The sequence below is a fragment of the Amycolatopsis echigonensis genome (genome assembly GCF_002846615.1).
GTDB classification, from domain to species: Bacteria; Actinomycetota; Actinomycetes; order Mycobacteriales; family Pseudonocardiaceae; genus Amycolatopsis; species Amycolatopsis echigonensis.
Genome location: NZ_PJMY01000003.1, coordinates 7,358,170 through 7,380,297 on the forward strand (window position 1 = coordinate 7,358,170; position 22,128 = coordinate 7,380,297).

At 70.8% G+C, this 22,128-nt stretch carries 19 protein-coding genes; 10 read left to right on the forward strand and 9 right to left on the reverse strand.

What is annotated here, in order from left to right; all coding sequences use genetic code 11:
• Positions 1-7 precede the first annotated feature (7 nt).
• Genes ATK30_RS39710 through ATK30_RS39725 form a run of 4 tightly spaced genes read right to left on the reverse strand, consistent with a single transcriptional unit; the run spans position 8 to position 4,340 of the window.
• Positions 8-949, reverse strand: a complete 942-nt coding sequence (locus ATK30_RS39710) for a TAXI family TRAP transporter solute-binding subunit (RefSeq protein WP_101439840.1) — start codon at positions 947-949, stop codon at positions 8-10.
• Positions 946-2,334: a sensor histidine kinase gene (locus tag ATK30_RS39715; RefSeq protein ID WP_101439841.1), complete on the reverse strand. Its 1,389-nt coding sequence runs from the start codon at positions 2,332-2,334 to the stop codon at positions 946-948. The genes ATK30_RS39710 and ATK30_RS39715 overlap by 4 nt, the downstream gene beginning before the upstream one ends.
• A gap of 3 nt (positions 2,335-2,337) precedes the next feature.
• Entirely contained in the window at positions 2,338-3,003 is a 666-nt protein-coding gene (locus ATK30_RS39720; RefSeq protein WP_101439842.1) for a response regulator transcription factor, read from the reverse strand.
• 14 nt (positions 3,004-3,017) lie between these two features.
• Positions 3,018-4,340 (reverse strand): MFS transporter, encoded by a 1,323-nt coding sequence (locus tag ATK30_RS39725; protein WP_101439843.1) that lies wholly within the window; start codon positions 4,338-4,340, stop codon positions 3,018-3,020.
• A gap of 167 nt (positions 4,341-4,507) precedes the next feature.
• On the opposite strand from ATK30_RS39725, the gene fabG reads away from it, so the two are divergent.
• Together fabG and fabI are read left to right on the forward strand one after the other, a co-directional pair.
• Positions 4,508-5,212: a beta-ketoacyl-ACP reductase gene (gene fabG / locus ATK30_RS39730; RefSeq protein WP_101439844.1), complete on the forward strand. Its 705-nt coding sequence runs from the start codon at positions 4,508-4,510 to the stop codon at positions 5,210-5,212.
• Positions 5,213-5,261: 49 nt separating this feature from the next.
• Positions 5,262-6,029 (forward strand): enoyl-ACP reductase FabI, encoded by a 768-nt coding sequence (fabI, locus tag ATK30_RS39735; RefSeq protein WP_101441315.1) that lies wholly within the window; start codon positions 5,262-5,264, stop codon positions 6,027-6,029.
• 50 nt (positions 6,030-6,079) lie between these two features.
• Here fabI and ATK30_RS39740 read toward each other — a convergent pair whose 3' ends face one another.
• The gene (locus ATK30_RS39740; RefSeq protein WP_101439845.1) at positions 6,080-7,249 is read right to left on the reverse strand and encodes a Cmx/CmrA family chloramphenicol efflux MFS transporter; all 1,170 of its coding nucleotides are present in this window, start codon (positions 7,247-7,249) and stop codon (positions 6,080-6,082) included.
• Positions 7,250-7,616: 367 nt separating this feature from the next.
• Positions 7,617-8,201, reverse strand: a complete 585-nt coding sequence (locus ATK30_RS39745; RefSeq protein WP_101439846.1) for a TetR/AcrR family transcriptional regulator — start codon at positions 8,199-8,201, stop codon at positions 7,617-7,619.
• Between the two features lie 87 nt (positions 8,202-8,288).
• Between ATK30_RS39745 and ATK30_RS39750 the strand changes: the two genes are divergently transcribed.
• Complete coding sequence (locus tag ATK30_RS39750) at positions 8,289-9,332, forward strand: ferrochelatase (RefSeq protein ID WP_101439847.1); 1,044 nt, start codon at positions 8,289-8,291, stop codon at positions 9,330-9,332.
• A gap of 322 nt (positions 9,333-9,654) precedes the next feature.
• Here ATK30_RS39750 and ATK30_RS39755 read toward each other — a convergent pair whose 3' ends face one another.
• A complete protein-coding gene (locus ATK30_RS39755) occupies positions 9,655-10,452 on the reverse strand; it encodes a hypothetical protein (protein WP_101439848.1) in 798 nt (265 codons plus the stop codon).
• A 100-nt stretch (positions 10,453-10,552) separates the two neighbouring features.
• On the opposite strand from ATK30_RS39755, the gene ATK30_RS39760 reads away from it, so the two are divergent.
• Positions 10,553-11,950, forward strand: coding sequence for an ATP-binding protein (locus ATK30_RS39760; protein WP_101439849.1), 1,398 nt, complete (start codon positions 10,553-10,555; stop codon positions 11,948-11,950).
• The gene (locus tag ATK30_RS39765) at positions 11,950-13,908 is read left to right on the forward strand and encodes a vWA domain-containing protein (RefSeq protein ID WP_101439850.1); all 1,959 of its coding nucleotides are present in this window, start codon (positions 11,950-11,952) and stop codon (positions 13,906-13,908) included. The genes ATK30_RS39760 and ATK30_RS39765 overlap by 1 nt, the downstream gene beginning before the upstream one ends.
• A 70-nt stretch (positions 13,909-13,978) precedes the next feature.
• On the opposite strand, the gene ATK30_RS39770 is transcribed toward ATK30_RS39765, so the two are convergent.
• Positions 13,979-15,292: a cytochrome P450 gene (locus tag ATK30_RS39770; protein WP_101439851.1), complete on the reverse strand. Its 1,314-nt coding sequence runs from the start codon at positions 15,290-15,292 to the stop codon at positions 13,979-13,981.
• Positions 15,293-15,409: 117 nt separating this feature from the next.
• Here ATK30_RS39770 and ATK30_RS39775 point away from each other — a divergent pair, with 117 nt between their 5' ends.
• Together ATK30_RS39775 and mshC are read left to right on the forward strand one after the other, a co-directional pair.
• A complete protein-coding gene (locus ATK30_RS39775; RefSeq protein WP_101439852.1) occupies positions 15,410-16,174 on the forward strand; it encodes a MerR family transcriptional regulator in 765 nt (254 codons plus the stop codon).
• 81 nt (positions 16,175-16,255) lie between these two features.
• On the forward strand, positions 16,256-17,494 hold the full coding sequence (mshC, locus tag ATK30_RS39780; RefSeq protein WP_101439853.1) for a cysteine--1-D-myo-inosityl 2-amino-2-deoxy-alpha-D-glucopyranoside ligase: 1,239 nt from the start codon (positions 16,256-16,258) through the stop codon (positions 17,492-17,494).
• A 70-nt stretch (positions 17,495-17,564) separates the two neighbouring features.
• Here mshC and ATK30_RS39785 read toward each other — a convergent pair whose 3' ends face one another.
• Positions 17,565-19,190, reverse strand: a complete 1,626-nt coding sequence (locus ATK30_RS39785; protein ID WP_101439854.1) for an ABC-F family ATP-binding cassette domain-containing protein — start codon at positions 19,188-19,190, stop codon at positions 17,565-17,567.
• 271 nt (positions 19,191-19,461) lie between these two features.
• Between ATK30_RS39785 and ATK30_RS39790 the strand changes: the two genes are divergently transcribed.
• Genes ATK30_RS39790 through ATK30_RS39800 form a run of 3 tightly spaced genes read left to right on the forward strand, consistent with a single transcriptional unit; the run spans position 19,462 to position 22,093 of the window.
• Complete coding sequence (locus ATK30_RS39790; RefSeq protein WP_101439855.1) at positions 19,462-20,046, forward strand: ArsR/SmtB family transcription factor; 585 nt, start codon at positions 19,462-19,464, stop codon at positions 20,044-20,046.
• Positions 20,043-21,299: an MFS transporter gene (locus ATK30_RS39795; RefSeq protein ID WP_101439856.1), complete on the forward strand. Its 1,257-nt coding sequence runs from the start codon at positions 20,043-20,045 to the stop codon at positions 21,297-21,299. Before ATK30_RS39790 ends, ATK30_RS39795 begins: the two co-directional genes overlap by 4 nt.
• Entirely contained in the window at positions 21,263-22,093 is an 831-nt protein-coding gene (locus tag ATK30_RS39800; protein ID WP_101439857.1) for a metallophosphoesterase family protein, read from the forward strand. The genes ATK30_RS39795 and ATK30_RS39800 overlap by 37 nt, the downstream gene beginning before the upstream one ends.
• The last annotated feature ends 35 nt before the right edge of the window (positions 22,094-22,128 follow it).

The following is a 22,128-nucleotide window of genomic DNA, read 5'->3' on the forward strand; positions in this document are numbered from 1 at the left end:
CTAGCGATCACCCGTGCAGCGCGCGGTAGGTGTCGGCCGCGCCGCGGTGCAGCGGGACCGGCTGGGTGCCGATGAGCGTCCGCACGTCCAGGAACTGCGTCCCGACGGCCTGCGCGGGCACGAGTTCGGCGGCGCGTTCGACGAGCACCCGGACCACTGCCGCGGCGACGTCGAAGGGCAGCTTGGGGGAACAGACCAACAGGTTCGCGACGCCGATCGTGCCGAGCGCGCCGACCCCGCGGTATGCCCCGGCGGGCACTTGCACCTGCTCGTACAGCGGCCCGTACGCCTTGCGCAGCTGGGGGAGCACCGACGTCAGCGGGATGAGCGAGAGCGGCGTCGTCCGGTTGAGATCGGCGAGGGCGGGCGTCGGGATCCCGCCGGACCAGAGGAACGCGTCGATCCGGTGGTCGTGCAGCGCGGCGACGGCGTCGTTCAACGGAAGGTGCTGCTCCTGGACCGGGACTCCGCTCGCGGCGAAGACCCGTTCGCCCAGCTGCGCGGCGCCGGACCGGCTCGCGCCGACCGAGATCGGCCGTCCGGCCAGCGAACGCAGGTCGGTGAGCTGGTCCTCGGCGCGGACGACCAGCTGCAGGTAGTTCTCGTAGACGCGGCCGAGTGCTTGCAGCGGAACGGGTTTCCCGAACGGCGAGCCGCCGGTGATGGCCGATTGCGCCACGTCGGCGAGCGCGAGGCCGAAGTCGGCCGTTCCGTCCTGGACCCGCTGCACGTTCTCGACGCTCGCCTCAGTGGGGAGCGCGCTGCAGCGCAGCCGCGGTTCGGCGCGCGACAGTTCGGCGGCCAGGACCTCCGCGAAAGCCAGGTAGAAGCCGCCGGGTTCGCCCGCCGCGATGGTGATCTTCCGCTCCGGGCCGCGGTAGGTGTCGTCGCAGGCGGCGAGCGCGAGGGCGAGGCCGCCGAGGATCGCGGCGCGGCGGGTGACGGTCATGGCGTCCCCGCCGCGGGCAGCGTGATCCGGACTTGGAGACCGTGCGGTTCGACCGCGCGCAACTCCAGAACCCCGCCACGGGCGCGGGTTTGCTCGCGGGCGATGGCGAGTCCGAGGCCGGTTCCGCGCGGCGCGCCGTCGCCGCCCGCGCGCCAGAACCGTTCGGTGGCCCGGGCGAGATCCTCCGGCGGGAGACCGGGACCGTCGTCGGCGACGACCAGCGTGACACTGTCCGAAGTGGACTCCCAACTGGCGGTGATGGTCGCACCCCGGCCGGCGTGGTGGACGGCGTTGTCCAGCAGGACGTCGAGAATCTGCGCGAGTTCGCTCTCTGGCGTGCGTACCAACAGCGGCTCTGTGTGCCCCTCGCACGGCACGAGCGTCGCGCCGGCTTCGTCGGCGGACAACCGCCACGCGTCAACTCGTTCCGCCACGACGGCGGCCAGGTCGGCGGGTTCGTCGTCGGCGCGCGCGGCCAGCCGGGTCGCCGTGCTTTCCGCGGTGGCGAGGGCGAGCAGACCGTCGAGAATCCGTTCCAGCCGTTCGACTTCGGCCACCGTGGCCTCGTAGGCCGGGCGGTTCTCGACCTCGGTGCCGAGCAGGTCGAGCCGGAGCCGGAGCGCGGCCATCGGGTTCCGCAGCTGGTGCGACGTGTCCGCGACGAGCCGCTGCTGCTGGTTCGCCGACTCGACCACCGCGTCGGACATCCGGTTCACCGACGCCGCGAGCGACCGCAATTCGCGCGGCCCGGACCGTTCCGGCACCTGCGCCCGGCGTCCGCCCGCCACGGCCAGCACGCCGGTTTCCAGCTCCACCAACGGCCGCACCATCCATCGCGACAGAAGGACCGCCAGCAACACAAACAGCGCCGCGACCACCATCGCCCCGGCCGCGATCGCGCTCCACGCCGCTTCGACGTCCGCCGCCGCGGCGGTCACCGAAGCGCGCAGCAGGACTACGCCCGACACGCGCGTCCCGGTGCCGACTGGGCGGGCGAACAGCACCGGAGTGTCCGACCACGGCCGGATCCGCTCGACCGGCGCTTCCGGCTCGTTCCGCAGCGTCGCCTCGATCAGGGTCCGCGCGTCCCGATCGCTGCAGGTCAGGCCGCCGGTTTCGACCAGCGGCCGCCGCTGCGCGTCGACGATCAGCACGCCTTCGCTGTATAACGACGAATACTGCCGCGCGTCGGCGCTCAACGCGGCTGCGTCGCCGGAATCGACGGCCTGTTGCGCGAGCACCACGAAGCGGTCGACGTCGCTGTTGCGCGAAATCACGAGCTGCTGCGTCCGCTGGTCGGCGGTCGCGGACAGCAACGGCACCGCGAACGCCGCCACGACGGCGAGCGCGAGCGTGACCAGGACAGCCAGCAGGCGAGTGCGCACCGATCAGCTCCGGCCGAGCCGGTAGCCGAAGCCGCGGATCGTGGTGAGCAGGCCGGGCCGGTCGAGTTTCGCGCGCAGCTGCGTCATGTGGACGTCCAGCGAACGCGAAACGGCGAGGTACGCGTCGCCCCACACCTCGTCCATCAGCTGCTGGCGGCTCACCGCCGTGCCCGGCCGCGCGGCGAGCACCGCCAGCACCGCGAATTCCTTGGTGGTCAGCCCGATGTCCCGGCCGCCGACGACGACCCGGCGTGCGCCCAGATCGATCTCGACGTCCTCGATCCGCACGACCGGGTCTTTCGGGGCGGGGGAGGAGTTGCCCGCCCGCCGCGCGACAGCGTCCATCCGGGCAAGCAGTTCGGCCATCCGCACCGGCTTGGCCAGGTAGTCGTCCGCGCCGAAGCGCAGCGCCCGGACGACCGAACGCTCGTCGTCGCGCGCGGTCAGCACGATCACCGGCACCGGCGACACCTGGCGGATCTTGCGCAGCACGTCGAGCCCGTCGAGGTCCGGCAGACCGAGGTCGAGGAGCAGCAGGTCCGCGTCCCGGTGCCGGGTGAGGGCGTCCGACCCGCGGCCGACCGCGGCGACGGAGTGGCCGTGCGCACCCAGCGTTTCGGCGAGTGCCCGGGCGACACCGGTGTCGTCCTCCACGAGCAGCACGCGCACGGCCGTCCTCCCGGTCAGTCCTCGCCGCGTTCGAGGGCGGACGAACGCGAAGTTTCCCGCATTGTCGCGTACACGACGAGCGACACGAGAACGCAACCCGCGACATACCAGAAGAAGAGCGATTCGTGCCCCGCCTTCTTCAGCGCCTGGGCGATCAGCTCGGCGGTCCCGCCGAAGATCGCGACGGTGAGCGCGTAGGGCAGGCCGACGCCGATCGCGCGGATCCGCGTCGGGAACAGCTCGGCTTTCACGATCGCGTTGATCGAGGTGTAGCCGGTCACGATCACCAGCGCGCCGAGCAGCAGCAGGAAGGCGAGGAACGGCTGGCTGGTGCGCGCCATCAAGGTCATGATCGGCACGGTCAGCAGGGTGCCCGCGATGCCGAAGAACATCAGCAGCTTCCGCCGGCCGATCCGGTCCGACAGCCGTCCGGCCAGCGGCTGCAGGATCGCGAAGACCAGCAACGCGAGGAACATGATCACGGTGACCGTGCGCCGCGGGATGTGCGCGGTGTTCTCCAGGAACTTCTGGGTGTAGGTGGCGTAGGTGTAGAACGCGACCGTGCCGCCGAGCGTCAGGCCGACCACGAGCAGGATCTCCCGCGGGTACTTCACGAGCTGGCGCAGCGTGCCGCGCTCGCCCTTGCCGGCTTCGGCGTTTTCGGTGACCCGCTCGTAGCTTTCGGACTCGTCCATTGACCGCCGCAGCGCCATCACGATGACCGCCGCGAGCGCGCCGACGACGAACGCGATCCGCCAGCCCCAGTCGCCCATCTGCTTGTCGGTGAGCACGCTTTGCAGGATCAGCTGCAGCCCGAGCGCGAGCAGCTGCCCGCCGACGAGCGTCACGTACTGGAAGCTGGAGTAGAACCCGCGCTTGCCCGGAGTGGCCACTTCGGACAGATACGTCGCCGAGGTGGAGTACTCGCCGCCGACCGAAAGCCCTTGCAGCAGCCGGGAAAACACCAGCAGGATCGGCGCCGCGATGCCGATCGCCGAATAGCCCGGCGTCACCGCGATGAGCAGAGAGCCGCACGCCATCATGGAAACCGAGAGGACGAGCGCGGAACGCCGCCCGTAGCGGTCGGCGAAACGGCCGAGAAGCCAGCCGCCGAGCGGGCGCATGAGGAATCCGACGGCGAACACGGCCGCGGTGTTGAGGAACTGCGCCGTGGCGTCGCCGCCGGGGAAGAACGCCTTCGCGAAGTAGACGGTGAACGCCGAATAGGCGTACCAGTCGTACCACTCGACGAGATTTCCGATCGAGCCGCGCAGCACGTTGCCGACCACGCGCCGCTCGTCCCGCGCCGAGCCGGCGTCCTGGATCCGGGTAGTCATCTTTGACCTCCTGTGTCGCGACTCACGGTGACCAACCGGCGGGTAACCATCAAGGTCGAAGCGCGGTTCCTTACCGTCGCTTAGGACGGGAGTGCCGGGTGCGCCGCCGGTCAGCGCAGCCGATAGCCTCAAGCGGGCGCAACAGCGAAGACGACGAGGAGAACGCAGTGGGACGGTCGGTCTTGGTCACCGGCGGCAACCGGGGCATCGGGCTGGCCATCGCCCGCGACCTCGCCGAGCAGGGGCATCAGGTCGCGGTCACGCACCGCGGGTCGGGCGCGCCGGACGGGCTTTTCGGCGTGCGGGCCGACGTCACCGACGCCGAGCAGGTGGACGCGGCGTTCAAGCTCGTCGAGGAGCACCAGGGGCCGGTCGAGGTCCTGGTGTCCAACGCCGGGCTCACCGACGACACCCTGCTCATGCGGATGTCGGAGGAGCAGTTCGAGCGCGTGCTGAACGCGAACCTCACCGGGGCGTTCCGCGTCGCCAAACGGGCCTCGCGGGGCATGCTGCGCGCCCGCTGGGGCCGGTTCGTGTTCATCTCGTCCGTGGTGGGCCTTTCCGGCTCGGCCGGGCAGGCGAACTACGCCGCGTCGAAGGCCGGCCTGGTCGGCTTCGCGCGTTCGCTCGCGCGGGAGCTGGGCTCGCGCAACATCACCGCGAACGTGGTCGCGCCCGGCTTCGTGCACACCGACATGACCGACGCCTTGAGCGAGGACCGGCGCAAGGAGATCCTCGCCAACGTCCCGTCCGGCCGCTACGCCGAACCGGCCGAAATCGCCGCGGCGGTGCGCTACCTGTCCTCGGACGAGGCGGGCTACGTCAACGGCGCGGTGCTGCCCGTCGACGGCGGCCTCGGCCTCGGCCACTGATTCTCTTCCCGCACTTCCCGAGAAGACCATCCACGACCTGGAGGACGTGTTGCCCGGATTGCTCGAAGGCAAGCGGCTGCTGATCACCGGCGTCATCACCGACGCCTCGCTCGCGTTCCACGCGGCCCGCATCGCCCAGCAGGAGGGCGCGAAGGTCGTGCTCACCGGCTTCGGACGGCTGTCGCTGGTGGAGCGCATCGCCAAGCGGCTGCCCGAGCCCGCCCCGGTGCTGGAACTGGACGTCACGAACCAGGAGCACCTCGACTCGCTCGCCGACCGCGTCCGCGAGCACGTCGACGGCCTCGACGGCGTGCTGCACTCGATCGGCTTCGCGCCGCAGAGCTGCCTCGGCGCGCCGTTCCTGGACGCCCCCAGCGACGACGTGAAGGTCGCGGTGGACGTCTCGGCGTTCTCGTTCAAGTCGCTCGCCGTCGCGACGCTGCCGCTGCTCGGCCGCGGCTCCTCGATCGTCGGCATGGACTTCGACGCGCGCGTCGCGTGGCCGGTCTACAACTGGATGGGCGTCGCGAAGGCCGCGCTGGAGTCGGTGAACCGGTACCTGGCCAAGGAACTCGGCCCGCGGGGCATCCGGGTCAACCTGGTCAGCGCCGGCCCGATGAAGACCATGGCCGCGAAGTCCATCCCCGGCTTCGGCGAACTCGAAGGCGGCTGGGACGGCCGCGCGCCGCTCGGCTGGGACTCCGCGGACCCGGAGCCGACCGCCAAGACGGTGTGCGCGGTGCTGTCCGACTGGCTGCCCGCCACCACCGGGTCGATGATCATGGTCGACGGCGGAGTGCACGCGCTCGGCATCTGAGCTGACAGTGGAATGGCCCTGCGGGAACGCTCCCGCAGGGCCGTTTTCCTTTAGGCGTTCACGAGTTGCGGCGCGGTGTCGCGCCGGTGCAAGCGCAGCGCATACGTGAGGGCCGACAGCGCGAGTGCTCCGAGCGCGACGCTCACCCACGCCACGCTGGAAAAGCCCAGCCCGGCGCTGATCGTCGTCCCGCCGAGCCACGGGCCCACGGTGTTGCCGACATTGAACGCGGACGTCGTGCTCGCGCCGACGAGCGTCGAGGTGCCGCCCGCCGCGGAGTAAGCCCGCACATTGAGCGCCGGGTTCGCCGCGAAGCCAGCCGCGCCGAGGACGAGCACTGCGGCCACCGCTACGACGGGGTTGGCCGCGAAGGCAAGCGTGACGAGAGCGGCGACAGCGATGCCGAGACTGCCGTAAAGCGTCGCGAACGGATACGCGTCGGCAAGCTTGCCGCCAGCGAAAATCCCGATGACCGCACCGCCGCCGAACAACGCGAGCACGAGCGGCACGGCGGATTCGGGCAGTCCCGCGACGGAGACCAGCAGGGGAGCGAGGTAGCTGAACGTCGCGAACACCATCGCCTGCAGCAGCGCGATCACGCCGAGCGCGAGCCACAACCGGCTGCGGCGGAACACGCGCAGTTCTTCGGCGATCCGCGGCGCTTCAGTTTCCTTGGCGGTGCGCGGAACCGACAGCAGGACGGCGAAGGCGGCGACGGCGGTCAGCGCGGCGACCGCCCAGAACGCGCTCCGCCAGCCCGCGTGCTGTCCGAGCAGCGTGCCCGCCGGAACCCCGACGACGTTCGCGACCGTGAGCCCGCCGACCAGCACCGCGAGCGCCTGCCCGCGCCGGGCTTCCGGCACGAGATTCACGGTGGTCGCGGCGGCGACGGCCCAGAATCCGGCGCAGGCGACGGCGGCGATGACGCGGGTGGCGAAGAGGATTCCGTAACCGTCGGCGACCGCGCCGATGACGTGTGCCGCGCTGAAGACGACGAGCAGCCCGAGGAGGGTGGTCCGCCGGGGAAGCCGGAACGTGCCGACGGCGAGCAGCGGGGCGCCGACGACCATGCCGATGGCGAAGGCGGAGATCAGCAGGCCCGCGTCCGGGATGCTGACGCCGAGGTCGGAGGCCATTCCGGGGAGGAGGCCGGTGATCATGAACTCGGAGGTGCCCAGGGCGAAGATGCTGAGCCCTAGCACGAAGACGGCTGGGGGCATCGGAGAGCTCGCTTTCTGGAATCGGCGGTACAGAATTGGGGTGGGGGTGTGGTGGTGTGGGCGTGGGTGAGACGGGTGGGGTGTGGGGGCGGCTCGTCGCCTGGCGGCGACATTGCAGGTGGGTGTGTGTGGGGCACCCCGAAGCTTGATTGTGCTGACGGTTCGGGAGTGCTTGTCAAGGCGGGAAAGATGCCTTGACAAGCACTCCCGAACCGCAGGGGGGCTTCGTATCGGGGTGCGGGGGTGGTGTGGGTGCCTCGATTGTTGGGTGTGGTGGTGGCGGTTTGGTGGGGTGGGGCTGGTGCTCCGATGTGGCAGTGGGTGGGTCTGGCGTACCGAGCGCCGTGTCCTGGTTGTGGGTGGTCAGTCAGCGTCTGGCGACTGCGCTTGTCGCGATTTCTGCTACTGACGTCAGGGCTTCTCGTTCTGCGCCGCGTCGGGACATTGTTCTCAGTCCGGAGATGGTGGCGTGGATGAAGTTCGCGATGTCGGCGGCGTCGCGGTCGCGGGTGACGCTGCCGTCCGCTTGTCCGGTGCGGGCGAAGTGGACCAGGGCGGACAGATGTGCTTCGGTGTCGGCGTTTATCTGCGCAGCGACTTCCGGGTCGGTGGTGCCGAATTCGGCGATGGTGTTCACCATCAGGCAGCCGCGTCTGCCGTTTTCGAGTTCGTCGTCGATCGTCGAGGCCAGGAGCAGGCGGATGGCGCCGAGGCCGTCCGGTGCGTTGTCCAGCAGGGCTTCCCGCAGCCGGATGCCGCGGTGCGAGTAGTGGTCCAGCACGCGCCGGAACAGTTCGTGCTTGCTGGAAAACGTGTTGTAGATGCTGCTGCGGCCGAGTCCGGTGGCGGCGCACAGTTCCTCGGTCGACGTCGCTTCGTATCCTCGCGCCCAGAAGGCGTTCATGGCGCCTTCGAGTGCTTCGGTCTCGTCGAACTCTCGTGGCCTCGGCATGTTCCCCACCCTAACACATTTTGGACAGAGCAATACATAACTGGGCCGCCGGGGCGTGCGGGGCGACACAGGGGCAGGATGAGCACCGTGGGTTACGACGCGTTGCTATGGCTTTCGTTCGGCGGTCCGGAGGGACCCGACGAGGTGATGCCGTTCCTGGAGAACGTCACCCGGGGCCGGGGCGTGCCGCGCGAGCGGCTGCTCGAGGTCGCCGAGCACTACCAGCACTTCGGCGGGGTCTCGCCGATCAACCGGCTCAACCGGGCCGCGATCGCCGCGGTCGAGAAACAGCTCGCGGCCGAGAGCATCGAGCTTCCGGTGCACTTCGGCAACCGCAACTGGGCGCCGATGGTCGAGGACACCGTGGCTCAGATGAAAGACGCGGGCGTGCGGCGCGCGCTGGTGTTCCCGACGAGCGCGTACGGCGGCTACTCCGCGTGCCGCCAGTACGACGAGGACATCGAACGAGCCCGCGCCGCCGTCGGCGAAGGCGCGCCGGAACTGGTCAAGCTGCGCCAATTCTTCGACCACCCGCGGTTCGTCGCCGCGGTCGCCGACGCGGTCCGCGCCGCCCACGCCAAACTCGGCGACCGTCCCGGCACCCGCACGGTTTTCACGGCCCACTCGATCCCGGAAAGCGCCGACCTCGCCTCCGGCCCGCCCTCCGAAGGCGGCCGCCGCTACTCGCGCCAGATCGCCGAAGCCGCCCGCCTCGTGGCCGCTGAAGCAGGAATCGCCGAGTACGACGTCGTCTGGCAGTCGCGCTCCGGCCCGCCCCAGATTCCGTGGCTGGAACCGGACATCGTCGACCACATCGACGCCCTGCACGCCCAAGGCGTGGAATCCGTGGTGGTCAGCCCGATCGGCTTCGTCGCGGACCACCTGGAAGTAATCTGGGACCTGGACAACGAAGCCGCCGACCGCGCCGCCGAACACGGCATGGCCTTCGCCCGCGCCGCCACGCCGGACGCGTACCCGAGGTTCGCGGAAATGGTGGTGGAACTGGTCCGCGAACACCTGGACGACGCCCCCGCGCGGAAACTCTCCCCCTTCCCGGCGGCTGGCTGCACCCTCAACGGCGCCCCCTGCGCCGTCGGCTGCTGCGAACCGCCCCGCCGCCCCAGCCGCTGACCAAGTTCGTTGCCGCAACCGCACCGAATGCGGCATCGGCGCCCCAGCCCCGGCCGCGAACCGCAACCGACCCTCTACAGCCCCTGCCCAACCCACTGCCAACCGGCGCTGGTGCACCCGACCGACCAGGCACCCAGACCCACCCCTGCACCCCGATACGAAGCCCGCATGCGGTCTGAGGGTGCTTGTCAAGGCATCTTTCCCGCCTTGACAAGCACCCTCAGACCGTCATGACAATCAAGCTTCGGGGTGCCCCACGCAACCACCGACCCCCTACGAAACCGCACCAGCAGGACGGCCGAAACCGCACCAGCAGCACGGGCTAAACCTGCCGATCCCCCTGCTCAGCAAAAACCCGCACCGCCTCATTGACCGACGCAGTCCGCGCCCCCCGAACCGCTTCCGCCAACGGCCGCAACGCCTCCGCCCGCCGGTTCACCGCCGACGCCGACAACGCGCCCCCAGGATCATCCGCCTGCGCCACCGCGAGAATCGCCGAAATCTCCTCCGCCCGCTGCAGCACCCGCAACGCCCGCCCCGGCGTCCCGGCAGGCCACTCGACCTGCGGCCGAGCCCGCAAATGCGCGGACAACTCCGCCCGCACCCCCGGCCGGTCGCTCGCCACATCCAACGCCTGCAACGCCCCGGCGCTGGCCCGGATGGCGTCGGTCAACCCGTGCTCAGCGTCCGGCAACGGCTGATACTCCAGCGAAGCCGGTGCGGCGAGCGAATACACCGTCCACCGCATGAGCCCCTCGGCGATCGACTCGGGCACCAACCCGAACCCCAGCCCGGTCAACACCACAGCCTCGCCGCACCGCAACGCCGCCTCCGCGAACGGCCCGCCGCCGCCCAGGCCGCGCACATCGCCCGGAACCGGCAGCACCAGCTGGACGCTCACCGCACCCTGCGCCCGCAGCGCGAGCAGCAGCTGCACCGGAGTCGCCGCCCGGTGGAACGCGAGCGGGAGATCGAACGCGTCGGCCGCGGCGGGATCGGCCGCGACGACGTCGTGGGCCTCGGCCCAGTCCTGCAAGGCGTCGAGGACGTCGTCGGACGCCGCGGCCCCGTTCAGCCACGCGGAGGACCAGACGGCGAGGGTCGCACTGGGTCGGCACACGACTGCTCATTTTACCGGTTCCTCCCGGCTCCGCCGATCCCCGCCCGGCTGGAGCCGCTCCACATCGACGGATGCCGGAACGGTCAGTAGCGTCGAAGGGGTGAACGCTGTTCCCGACGCTCTTCCCCGTACTGCCGGCGAGCTCCGCGCCGCCGGATACGCCCCGCGCCCGATCGCGCGGGAGATCCACGACAACCTGCTCGCCGCGCTGCGCGAGGGCCGCGACGCCTGGCCTGGCATCGTCGGCTTCTCCCGCACCGTGCTGCCCCAGCTCGAACGCGCCCTGCTCGCCGGCCACGACGTCGTCCTGCTCGGCGAACGCGGCCAGGGCAAAACCCGCCTGCTGCGCACCCTGGCCGGCCTGCTCGACGAGTGGACCCCGGTCATCGAGGGCTCCGAACTGGGCGAACACCCGCTCGAGCCGATCACGCCCGCCTCGATCCGCCGCGCCGCCGAACTCGGCGACGACCTGCCGGTGGCCTGGCGGCACCGCAGCGAGCGCTACACCGAAAAGCTGGCCACGCCGGACACGAGCGTGGGCGACCTGATCGGCGACGTCGACCCGGTGAAGGTGGCGCAGGGTCGCAGCCTCGGCGACCCGGAGACCATCCACTTCGGACTCGTGCCGCGCGCGCACCGCGGCATCGTCGCCATCAACGAGCTGCCCGACCTGGCCGAGCGGATCCAGGTCGCGCTGCTGAACGTCATGGAGGAACGCGACATCCAGGTCCGCGGCTACACGCTGCGGCTGCCGCTGGACGTGCTCCTCGTCGCCACCGCCAACCCCGAGGACTACACCAACCGCGGCCGGATCATCACGCCGCTGAAGGACCGCTTCGGCGCGGAAATCCGCACGCACTACCCGCTCGACGTCGAGTCCGAGGTCGCCGTGGTGCGCCAGGAGGCGAACCTCGTCGCGGAGGTCGGCGAGCCGCTGCTGGAGGTGCTGGCCCGGTTCGTGCGCAACCTGCGCGAGTCGCCGGTGATCGACCAGCGTTCCGGCGTGTCCGCCCGGTTCGCGGTGGCGGCGGCCGAAACCGTCGCGGCGGCCGCGCTGCGCCGGGCCGCGGTGACGGGGGAGGACCCGGCGGTCGCCCGGCCGGTCGACCTCGACGCCGTGCCCGCCGTGCTGCGCGGCAAGGTCGAGTTCGAGCCCGGCGAGGAAGGCCGCGAGGTCGAGCACCTCGTGCACCTGATGCGCCGCGCGATCGCGGAAACCGCCCGCGAACGGTTCGCCGGGCTGGACCTGCGCCCGCTGTCGGACGCGGTGGCGGACGGCCACCTGGTCGCCACCGGGGAGCGCGTGCCCGGCTCGGAAGTTCTCGCCGCGCTGCCGGAACTGCCGGTGCTGCACGAGGTCGCCCAGCGGGCCGGAGTGTCCGCGGACGAACCCGCCGGCCGGATCGCGGCCGCGGTCGAACTGGCCCTGGAGTCGCTGTTCCTCGCCCGCAGACTGGCGAAGGACTCCGACGACGGCACGACGGTGTACGGCGAATAATGCCGCTCTTACCGGAGGGATATTCCTACGGCCCGTGGCACGACGGGCCGGATCCGCTCGCCCCGCCCGCGGACCTGCGGGACGCGCTGGACGAGATCGGCCGCGAGGTCATGGGCGGCTCGTCCCCGCGTTCGGCGCTGGAGGAGTTGCTGCGCCGCGGCACCGAACGCACCGCCGGGCTCGACGAGCTGACCCGTCAGCTGTGGCAGCGCCGTTCGCAGATCCAGCGGCGGCACCGGCTGGACGGCACGCTGCGGGAAGTCCAGCAGCTGCTGCAGGAAGCGCTGCAAGCCGAGCGCCGGGAACTCTTCCCGGACCCCGACGACGAGGCCCGCTTCCGCGAGGCACAGCTGGACGCGCTGCCGCCCGGCACCGCCGCAGCTGTTCGCGAGTTGAACGAGTACGACTGGCGTTCCGACGAAGCCCGGCAGAAGTACGAGCAGATCCGCGACCTCCTCGGCCGCGAGATGCTGGACGCGCGGTTCCAGGGCATGAAGCAGGCGATGCAGAACGCCGGCCCCGAGGACGTCGAGCGGATCAACCAGATGCTCGGCGACCTCAACGCGCTGCTCTCCGCGCACGCCCAGGGCGCGAGCGACATCGGCGAACGCTTCGCCGAGTTCATGCGGCGGCACGGCGAGTTCTTCCCGGAGAACCCGCAGAACGTCGACGAGCTGATCGACGTTCTGGCCGCCCGTTCCGCCGCCGCGCAGCGCATGCTGAACTCGATGTCCGAGGAACAACGGGCCGAGCTGGCCGAGCTGGCCCAACAAGCCTTCGGCGACCCGAGGCTGGCGCAGCAACTGTCCGCTTTGGACTCCCAGCTGCGCGCGTTGCGGCCGGGGGAGGACTGGACGTCGTCGTCGCGCTTCCGCGGCCAGGACCCGCTGGGTCTCGGCGAAGGCGCACAGGCGATGGCCGACCTGGCGGAGCTGGACGCTCTCGCCGAGCAGCTGGGCCAGTCGTATCCGGGCGCCCGCCTGGAAGACATCGACCTGGAGGCGCTGGAACGCCAGCTCGGGCCGGACGCGGGGGTCGACGCCCGTCGTCTGTCCGAACTGGAACGAGAACTGCGCCAGCAGGGCTTGTTCGAACGCGCCGCGGACGGCACCCTGCGCTTGTCTCCCAAGGCATTGCGCCGGCTTGGCGAGACCGCACTGTCCGATGTGGTCAATTCGCTGCGGGGCAAAACCGGGGAACGCGAGACCGAATCCGCGGGCGCAGCGGGCGAACCGACCGGTTCGAGCCGCCCCTGGCGGTTCGGGGACATGCAACCCTGGGATGTTCCCCGGACCGTGCGCAACGCCGTCCTGCGCTCGACCGCGGTCGGTGCGGGGAGTGTTCGGCTCGACGTCGAGGACGTCGAAGTCATCGAGACCGAACACCGCTCTCGTGCCGCGGTAGCGCTGCTGGTCGACACGTCGTGGTCCATGGTTCAGGAGGGCCGCTGGCTGCCGATGAAGCGGACCGCGCTGGCCCTGCACCAGCTGATCAGCACCAGATTCCGCAACGATGCCCTGCAGCTGATCACCTTCGGCCGCTACGCGATGCCGGTGGAACTGCCGGAACTGGTCGGTCTCGAAGGCACCTGGGAGCAAGGCACCAACGCCCACCACGCGCTGCTGCTGGCCGGACGCCACCTGCGTCGTCACCCAGACGCCCAGCCGGTGGTCCTGATGGTCACCGACGGAGAACCCACCGCTCACCTGGAACCCGACGGCGAAGCGGAATTCTCCTACCCGCCGGAACCGGCGACCATCTACAAGACACTGTCCGAAGTGGACAGGATCGCCAAACTGGGCGCGTCCGTCACCGTCTTCCGGCTGGGCGACGACCCGCGCTTGGAAGCCTTCGTGGACACCATCGCCCGCCGCTCCGGCGGTCGCGTCGTGGCCCCGGACCTGGACGGCCTGGGCGCGGCCGTCGTGGGGGACTATCTCCGCACCCGCCGCCGCTGACCGGCTCGGACAACGGTCCGTGAAGGGCTCCTTGAGGGAATCACATTCCCTCAAGGAGCCCTTCACGGACTTACCGGCGGCGCACCATGATCCGTGCGCCGTCCCCGGGCACGAGGGTGATGTGACGGGTCTTCGTCCGTTCCGGACGGGGACTGGGCGCGCTGACCCGGTAACGCGTGAACAGCTCCCGCAGCACGATCGTCGCTTCCAGCAAGGAGAATCCCGCCCCGAGACACCGTCGTGCGCCGCCGCCGAACGGGAACCAGCTGCCAGCGGGCGGACCGCTGCCGAGGAACCGCGTCGGATCGAACACCTCGGGCGACGGGTGATGTTCCGCGTCCGCGTGAATCATCGAAATCGACGGCAGCACCATGTATCCGGCCGGAACGGTATACGGCCCGACCTGGACATCCTTGGTCAGCTTCCGCGAAACCTCGGAGATGATCGGCCGCAGCCGCATCGCTTCCTTCGCGACCGCTTCCAGGTACTTCTCGTCGCCCTCGTCGGCGGCACGAGTAGTCGCCGCGGCGGTCACCGGGTCCCGGGCCAGCTCGTGCAGCGCCCAAGCGAGCGCAGTAGCCGTGGTCTCGTGCCCAGCCAGCAGCAACGTGATCAGCTGGTCGCGCAACTCGAGGTCGCTGAGCTGATCGTCGCCGGACACGGTCAGCAACCGGGACAGCACATCGGTCCGCTCGGCCAGATCCGGCGCCGCCCGCCGCTCGGCGATCTCCGCGTACAGCAGCTGGTCGACCCGCTCCTGCCGCTCCCGATTCCGCCGCCAGGGCCCGAACTTCTGCAGCGCCGGGCTGTGCCAGCCAAAAAGGTCCAGCGCGCTGATGTCGACGACCTGTTCCAGGGCCACCCGCAACTCCGCCAGCCTCGGCCCGTCGGTCACGCCGAAAACGACTCGCAGGATCACTTCCAGCGTCAGCGCCCGCATCCGGTCGTGCACCCGGAACGCCCGGCCCCGCGGCCACCGCTCCAGTTCCGCGACGGTCAGCTCGGCGACCATGTCGCGGTACCCGCGCATCGCGGCGCCGTTGAACGCGGGCATCAGCAGTTTCCGTGCCCTGCGGTGCTCTTCCTCGTCGGTGAGCAGCACCGAATGCGCGCCCAGCATGGGTTTGAGCACCATGTTTCCCTCGCCGGCATGGAACGTCTCGACCGGACCGGCGAAGATCTCGCGGACCAGGTCGAGGTTCCCCACCAGCACCACCGACCGCTCCGGGTACAGCTTCAGCCGCACGACGTCGCCGTAGCGTCGGCGCAGCAGCGGCAGCAGGGCGTTGCGGAAAGCGCCGAAGAGGACGGTTTGCGCCGCGAGAGGCAGTCGCGGACCGGGCGGAAGAGCGGAGCGGCCGCGGATCGGCGTGCGCAGTGCCATTCTTCGTTCGTACTCGCGCCGGACTGAGGTGTCCACCACACTTGACCCTCACGCGACGTGAGGCGCGATCGTGGTTTCTCGCAAGGGCCGTTCGGCCGAAGAAACAGGGGGAGAGCGATGGGCTACCGGGTGGGCGAGGTGGCGGCGCTGGCCGGTGTCACCGTGCGCACGCTGCACCACTACGACGAGATCGGGCTGCTGTCGCCGAGCGGGCGGACCGCGGCCGGCTACCGGCGCTACGACAGCGCGGATCTCGACCAGTTGCAGCGGATCCTGGTCTACCGGGAGCTCGGCTTTCCCCTGGAGACGATCGCGTCCGTGCTCGCGGATCCGGGAACCGACGCCGACGCCCACCTGAAACGGCAGCGGGAGCTGCTGGTGGCGCAGGCGGACCGGATCGCGCACATGGTCGCGGCCGTCGACCGATTGCTGGAGGCGAGAGCCATGGGCAACGCGTTGACGCCCGAGGAGAAGTTCGAAGTGTTCGGCGGGTTCCGGGAGCCGGAAGGCTACGCGGAGGAGGCGGTCCGGCGCTGGGGTTCCACGCCGGAGTGGCAGCAGGCGCGGCTGCCGGACACCAAGCAGGAGTGGGCCGAGGCGGAGCGGCGGCGGAAGGACTGGGTCAGCCGCTTGGTCGCGCTGGTCGACGCGGGTGCGCCCGCGGACGGTCCGGAGGCGGGCCAGCTCGCCGAGGAGCACCGGGCGATGCTGTCCGCGGTGATGGGGGAGTGCGGGTACGAGATGCAGCAGCGCATCGCGGACCTGTACGCGGACGAGCCCGCGCAACTGGCGTTCCTCGTCCGGGAGGACGAGCAGCGGCCCGGCATCGGGGCGTACGTGCGTGACGCCGTCCGGGCGAACGCCGTCCGGCAGCGGCTCTGACCGTTCCGGTGGGAGGGACCGCGCGGCGGTCTCTCCCACCGGGTGGGAAAGCGGACGGACCTCACGCTTACAGTCGGAGGCATGCAGACTTGGTCATCCGTCGCCGTGCCCCGGCTGCCCGGCACCCCCCGCCCCCTCCGGCTCCACGACACCGCGACCGGGCAGGTCCGCCCGACGGCTCCCGGCGCCGCCGCCCGGATGTACGTCTGCGGCATCACCCCCTACGACGCCACCCACCTCGGCCACGCCGCCACCTACCTCGCGTTCGACCTGGTCAACCGGGTGTGGCGGGACAACGGGCACGAGGTGCACTACGTCCAGAACGTCACCGACATCGACGAGCCGCTGCTGGAGCGCGCGGAACGCGATTCGGACGACTGGATCGTGCTCGGCATGCGCGAAACGGCGCTGTTCCGCGAGGACATGGAGGCGCTGCGGGTGCTGCCGCCGCGGCAGTTCGTCGGCGCCGTCGAGGCGATCCCGGAGATCGTCGAGGTGATCGCGAAGCTGCTCGCCGACGGCAGCGCCTACCGCGCGGACGACGCCGAGTTCCCGGACATCTACTTCGACCACAACGCGACCGGCCGGTTCGGCTACGAATCGAACTACGACGCCGAGACCATGGCGAAGTTCTTCGCCGAGCGCGGCGGCGACCCGGACCGTCCCGGCAAACGGCACCCGCTGGACGCGCTGCTGTGGCGCGTCGCGCGCGAGGGAGAGCCGTCGTGGGAGTCGGAGCTGGGCGCCGGACGGCCGGGCTGGCACATCGAGTGCAGCGCGATCGCGGTGAACCGGCTCGGGCTCGGCTTCGACGTGCAGGGCGGCGGGTCCGACCTGATCTTCCCGCACCACGAATACAGCGCGGCGCACGCCGAGGCCGTCGCCGCCGACCACCCGTTCGCCCGGCACTATGTGCACGCCGGGATGATCGGGCTCGACGGCGAGAAGATGTCGAAGTCCCGCGGCAACCTGGTCTTCGTGTCGCGGCTGCGCGCCGACGGCGTCGACCCGGCGGCGATCCGGCTCGCCCTGTTCGCCGGGCACTACCGCGAGGACCGGGCATGGACCGACCAGCTGCTGGTCGACGCCCAGGAGCGGCTGGCCCGCTGGCGCGAAGCGGTCGCGCTGCCGGCCGGGCCGGACCCGGAGGACACCGTCGCCCGGCTGCGCGACCACCTCTCCGACGACCTGAACACGCCGAAGGCCCTGACGGCGATCGACGCGTGGGTCACGTCGGCACTGCGCCGCGACGGCACCGATCAGGCCGCTCCGGGCCTGATCAAGGAGGCCGTGGACGCCTTGCTGGGCATCGTTCTCTAAGCCCGCTCAGCACCGGACAGTGGCCGGACATCGATCCGGCCACTGTCCGCGCAGTGAACTGTATAACGACCTATACATCCTCGCGTTGGCCGTCCGCCAACGCGAGGTGGTCTCCTTCCCAGCGGCGGCGCAACCACCGATCATGCGAAGCGAGGACGACCGCGCCCGGCGCGCTGTCGAGCGCTTCGGACAGCTCTTCGGCCAGGCTGAGCGACAGGTGGTTGGTCGGCTCGTCCAGCAACAGCACGTCCGGCGGCTCGGCGAGCAGCACCGCCAGCGCCAACCGGCGACGCTGGCCGACGGAAAGCTCGCCGACCGGACGATCGTGTTCCCTCGGCGGCAGCAACCCGAGAGTGGACAGCGAAGGCGCCGTTTCCCCGGCCGCGGCGCGGTACACCTCCTGCGCGGTCCGCTTCGGGCGAGCGAACGTGACGTGCTGCTCCAGCAACCCCACTCGCACACCAGGTCCGAAGTGGACAGTCCCGGCCGACGGCGTGAGCTGACCGGCCAGCACCGACAGCAGCGTGGATTTGCCCGCCCCGTTGCCGCCGGTCACGAGGAGCCGTGCGGTGCGATCCACATCCAGCTCGTCCAGCTCCACACGGCCCGGCACCGCGATGCCGCGCACCGACACCGCCGGGCCTTCGCCGCTGGTGTCCGCGGTGAGCGTGGCCCGAAACCGCAGCGGTGCGGGCGGTTTGCGGACTTGCTCGCGCTCCAGCGTCTCGAGCTTGAGCTGCGCGTTGCGGACGCGGCGGGAAATCTGCTTCTGCACGCGACCTGTCTTGAAGTCGTAGAGCATCTTCGCGTTGTCGCGCGGCGCACGGTTGTGCGCGACGCGGCGCGCGGTCCCGTGCACGGATTCCCGCAACTGCTTGAGTTCCTCCTGTTCTTCAGTGAACCGCTGTTCCCACCGCGCTCGTTCGGCCTTTTTCTGGCGGAGGTAGTCGGTGTAGCTGCCGCCGTAGCGCGTCGCGCCGCCGACGCGACGGTCCGCCGGAACCGGGTCCAGGTCCACGATGTCCGTGCAGACCGCGTCGAGGAACACGCGGTCGTGCGAGGACAGCACGACGACGCCGGTCAGCTCCGCGAGATGGCGTTCGAGGAACTCCATCGCGTTGTCGTCGAGGTGGTTGGTCGGCTCGTCGAGCAGCAGAATGCGCGGCCGCCGCACCAGCAGCGCGGCCAGCCCGAGCCGCGACCGCTGTCCGCCGGAGAGCGTGTGCAGCCACCGGTCGTGCTTGATGTCGCCGAGCCCGAGACCGGTGAGCACGAGGTCCGCGCGGCGGTCCGCGTCCCACAGGTCGTGGGCCTGCGCCCATTCCAGGACATGGCCGTACTCGCTGAGCACCTCCGGGTCGTCGGGGCGGTCGGCGAGCACCGCGGCCAGCTTGTCGAGCGTCGCGGCGGCGGTGCGGATCTCGGCGAGAGCCTCGTCGAGAACGTCGGAAACCGTTGCGGTGCCGGCGAACGGCAGTTCCTGGAAGAGGAAGCCGAGGTCGCCGTGCCGCACGACGTCGCCGGCGCGCGGGATTTCCAGTCCGGCGAGCAGCCGGAGCAAGGTGGATTTCCCGACCCCGTTTTCGCCGACGAGGCCGATCCGCCTCCCGGGCGACGCGACGAGCGAGACGCCGTTGAGGACGGTGCGGCCGCCGTAGCCGAACACGAGGTCGGAGGCGTGCAGGACAGTAGACATGAGTGAGCACCGGGCCTTTGCGGTGGAAGCGAAATCCCCGACGGGCAACGCGCGGCTTCCCGGGAGCAGGGCTCGACCGGGAGCGGCCTCGATGCGGGGAGGGCTCGGTTCAGCTGTCCATGATGGCCGGGAGCATAACGCGGAGCGCACGGCGTCTGGCAAACCGTTTTTCGGGGGCGGGGCAACCGCCCGGCTTGACGATCGACCTCCGGCCTGCAACTCTGAAAGAACAGTTTCGAAAGAAACCCTTCAGAGTTTGGACGGACGGCTGATGACCGAACTGCCCCCGAGGAAACGGGTCGACGACGTCGAGCTGCTGCGCGCGCTCGCCCACCCGCTGCGGTCCGCGCTGGTGCACCACCTGATGGCAGTCGGCCCGTCGACGGCGAGCGAATGCGCGGACGCGGTCGGCTCGACGGCGTCGAACTGCAGCTGGCATCTGCGCAAGCTGGCTGAACACGGCCTGGTCGAGCGAGCCGAGGGCGGCGACGGGCGGGAGCGGCCCTGGCGGGCGTGCCAGGTCGGGCTGGTGCTCGGCGGCTCGGGCGGCGACCCGGCGCTCACGGCGGCGCAGCTCGCGGTCACCGGCACCGAGCTGGCCGAGGAGCAGGAACTGACCCAGCGGTACCTCGACACGGTCGAGCAGCTGGACGAGGAGTGGCGCGAGGCAAGCGGATTCTTCTCCTACGGCCTGAAAGCGACGCCCGAAGAGGTCACCGCGCTGACCAAGGCGATCGACGACCTGGTCCGGCCGTATGTCAGCACAATCCGCGAGGACGCGCCCGCGGACGCCCGCGCGGTCTTCCTCGGGATGCGCGCCTTCCGCCGGATCGGGCACGACGGGAAACCGGCGTGAGACGGCTGCTGGCCGCCCCGGGATTCGCCCGGCTCTGGGTTTCGGCGTTCTTCGGCGAGACGGCCGAATGGATGCTGCAGGTGGCGCTGCCGGTGTACCTGTTCGTCCGCACCGGATCCGCGGTCACGACCGCGTTGAGCATCGTGCTCGGGCTGCTGCCGGCGGTGCTGCTGAGCCCGGTCGCGGGGATCGTCGCCGATCGCTGGGACCGCCGGGTCGTGCTGGCGGCGGTGTGCGCCGGGCAGGCGCTCGTGGTGCTGCCGTTGCTCGCCAGCTCCGCGTTGCCGGTCCCGGCGGTTTACGCGGTGATGGCGGCGCAAGCAGGGCTGGCGTCGGTGTTCGAACCGGCGCGCAGTGCGCTGGTGCCGGAACTGGTCGGCGTCGAGGACGTCACCCCGGCGAACGGCCTGATGAGCGTGAACAGCAGCGTCGCGCGGCTCGCGGGCGGCTGGGCCGGGGGAGCGTTGCTGGGCTGGGGCGGGCTGGACCGCGTGATCGTCGGCTACCTCGTCGCGCTGGCGGCCGCGGGATTGCTGCTCGCGTTCCCGTTCCGGCGGGCGGCGGTGCGGAAGACCGCGCCCGACCGGACGGCCTGGCTCGCGGGCGTCCGTGATCTGGCGGGCAAGCGGCTCCGGGCGACGAGTGCGTCGGCGCTGCTGACTTCGCTCGCGCAGGGCATGTTCCTGGGGCTGTTCGTGGTGTTCGTGCTCGACATCCTGCGCGGGAGCGAGGCCGACGCCGGGCTGCTGCGCGGCGTGCAGGCAATCGGAGGCCTGGCGGCCGGGTTCGCGGTGGCGACGCTGGCCCGCCGGGTCGCGCCGGTGTTGTTGCAGGGCTGGGGGTTGGTCGCCGCGGGGCTGCTGTCGATGGCGATCTGGAATCTGCCGGGCGCGACGACCGTGCTCGGCGTGTACGTCGGGCTGTTCATGGCGGTCGGTGCGCCCGCCGTCGTGGCCGGTGCCGGGCTGCTGTCGCACGTGCAGGCGGAGACCGGCCCGGACCGGGCGGGACGGGTGCTGAGCACGGTCTACGCGCTGATGGCCGCGGGCACGGCGGCCGGTTCTCTGCTGGCCGGCGCGCTCGTCGCGGTGACCGGGCCGACAGTGCTGCTGAACGTGCAGGCAAGCCTCCACGTGAGCGCCGGGCTGGTCGTTCTGGGGTGGGGGAAGGGGCGGTCGCGGCGCTCCCGGACGCGGAAAGTCGTTACGGTGGACGAGTGCCGTCTCTCTTCGCCACCAGCGACCTCCACGTGACCCACGAGGGCAACGGCCCGATCGTCGACGAGATCGTGCCCGACGATCCCGGCGACTGGCTGCTCGTCGCCGGAGACGTCGCCGAGTCCGCCAAGGTCGTCCGGGAGACGCTCGCGAGGCTGCGCGAGCGGTTCGCGAAGGTCGTGTGGGTCCCGGGCAACCACGAGCTGTGGACCACGCCGAACGACGAATGCCAGCTGCGCGGCCAGGCCCGGTACGAGTTCCTCGTGGAGCAGGTCCGGGCGATCGACGTGCTCACCCCCGAGGACGAGTTCCCGGTGTGGGACTTCGGCCCGGAGCCGCTGACCGTCGCGCCGCTGTTCGTGTTCTACGACTACAGCTGGCGCACCCCGGCGACGGAGGGCAAGACCCGCGAAGAAGCGCTCGCGCACGCCCGCGAGATCGGCGTCGTCTGCACCGACGAGTACTACCTGCACCCGGATCCGTACGAATCGCGTGCGGCCTGGTGCGAGCAACGGCTGAAGGTGTCCCGCGATCGGCTGGACGCGATCCCGGACGACCGCCGCACGATCCTGATGTCGCACTGGCCGCTGCACCGGCATCCGACGAACCCGTTGTACTACCCCGATTTCGCGCTCTGGTGCGGCACCACGCAGACCGAGGACTGGCACCTGCGCTACCGCGCCGAGCTGGCCGTGTACGGGCACCTGCACATCCCGCGCACGACCTCCGCGGACGGCGTGCGGTTCGAGGAGGTGTCGCTCGGCTATCCGCGGGAGTGGCGGAAGCGGGCACGCGGCGCGGTCCCGGTGCGGAAGCTGCTCACCGCCTGAGCCCGGACGCGACCGGACTGCCCGCGCGGCCCGGT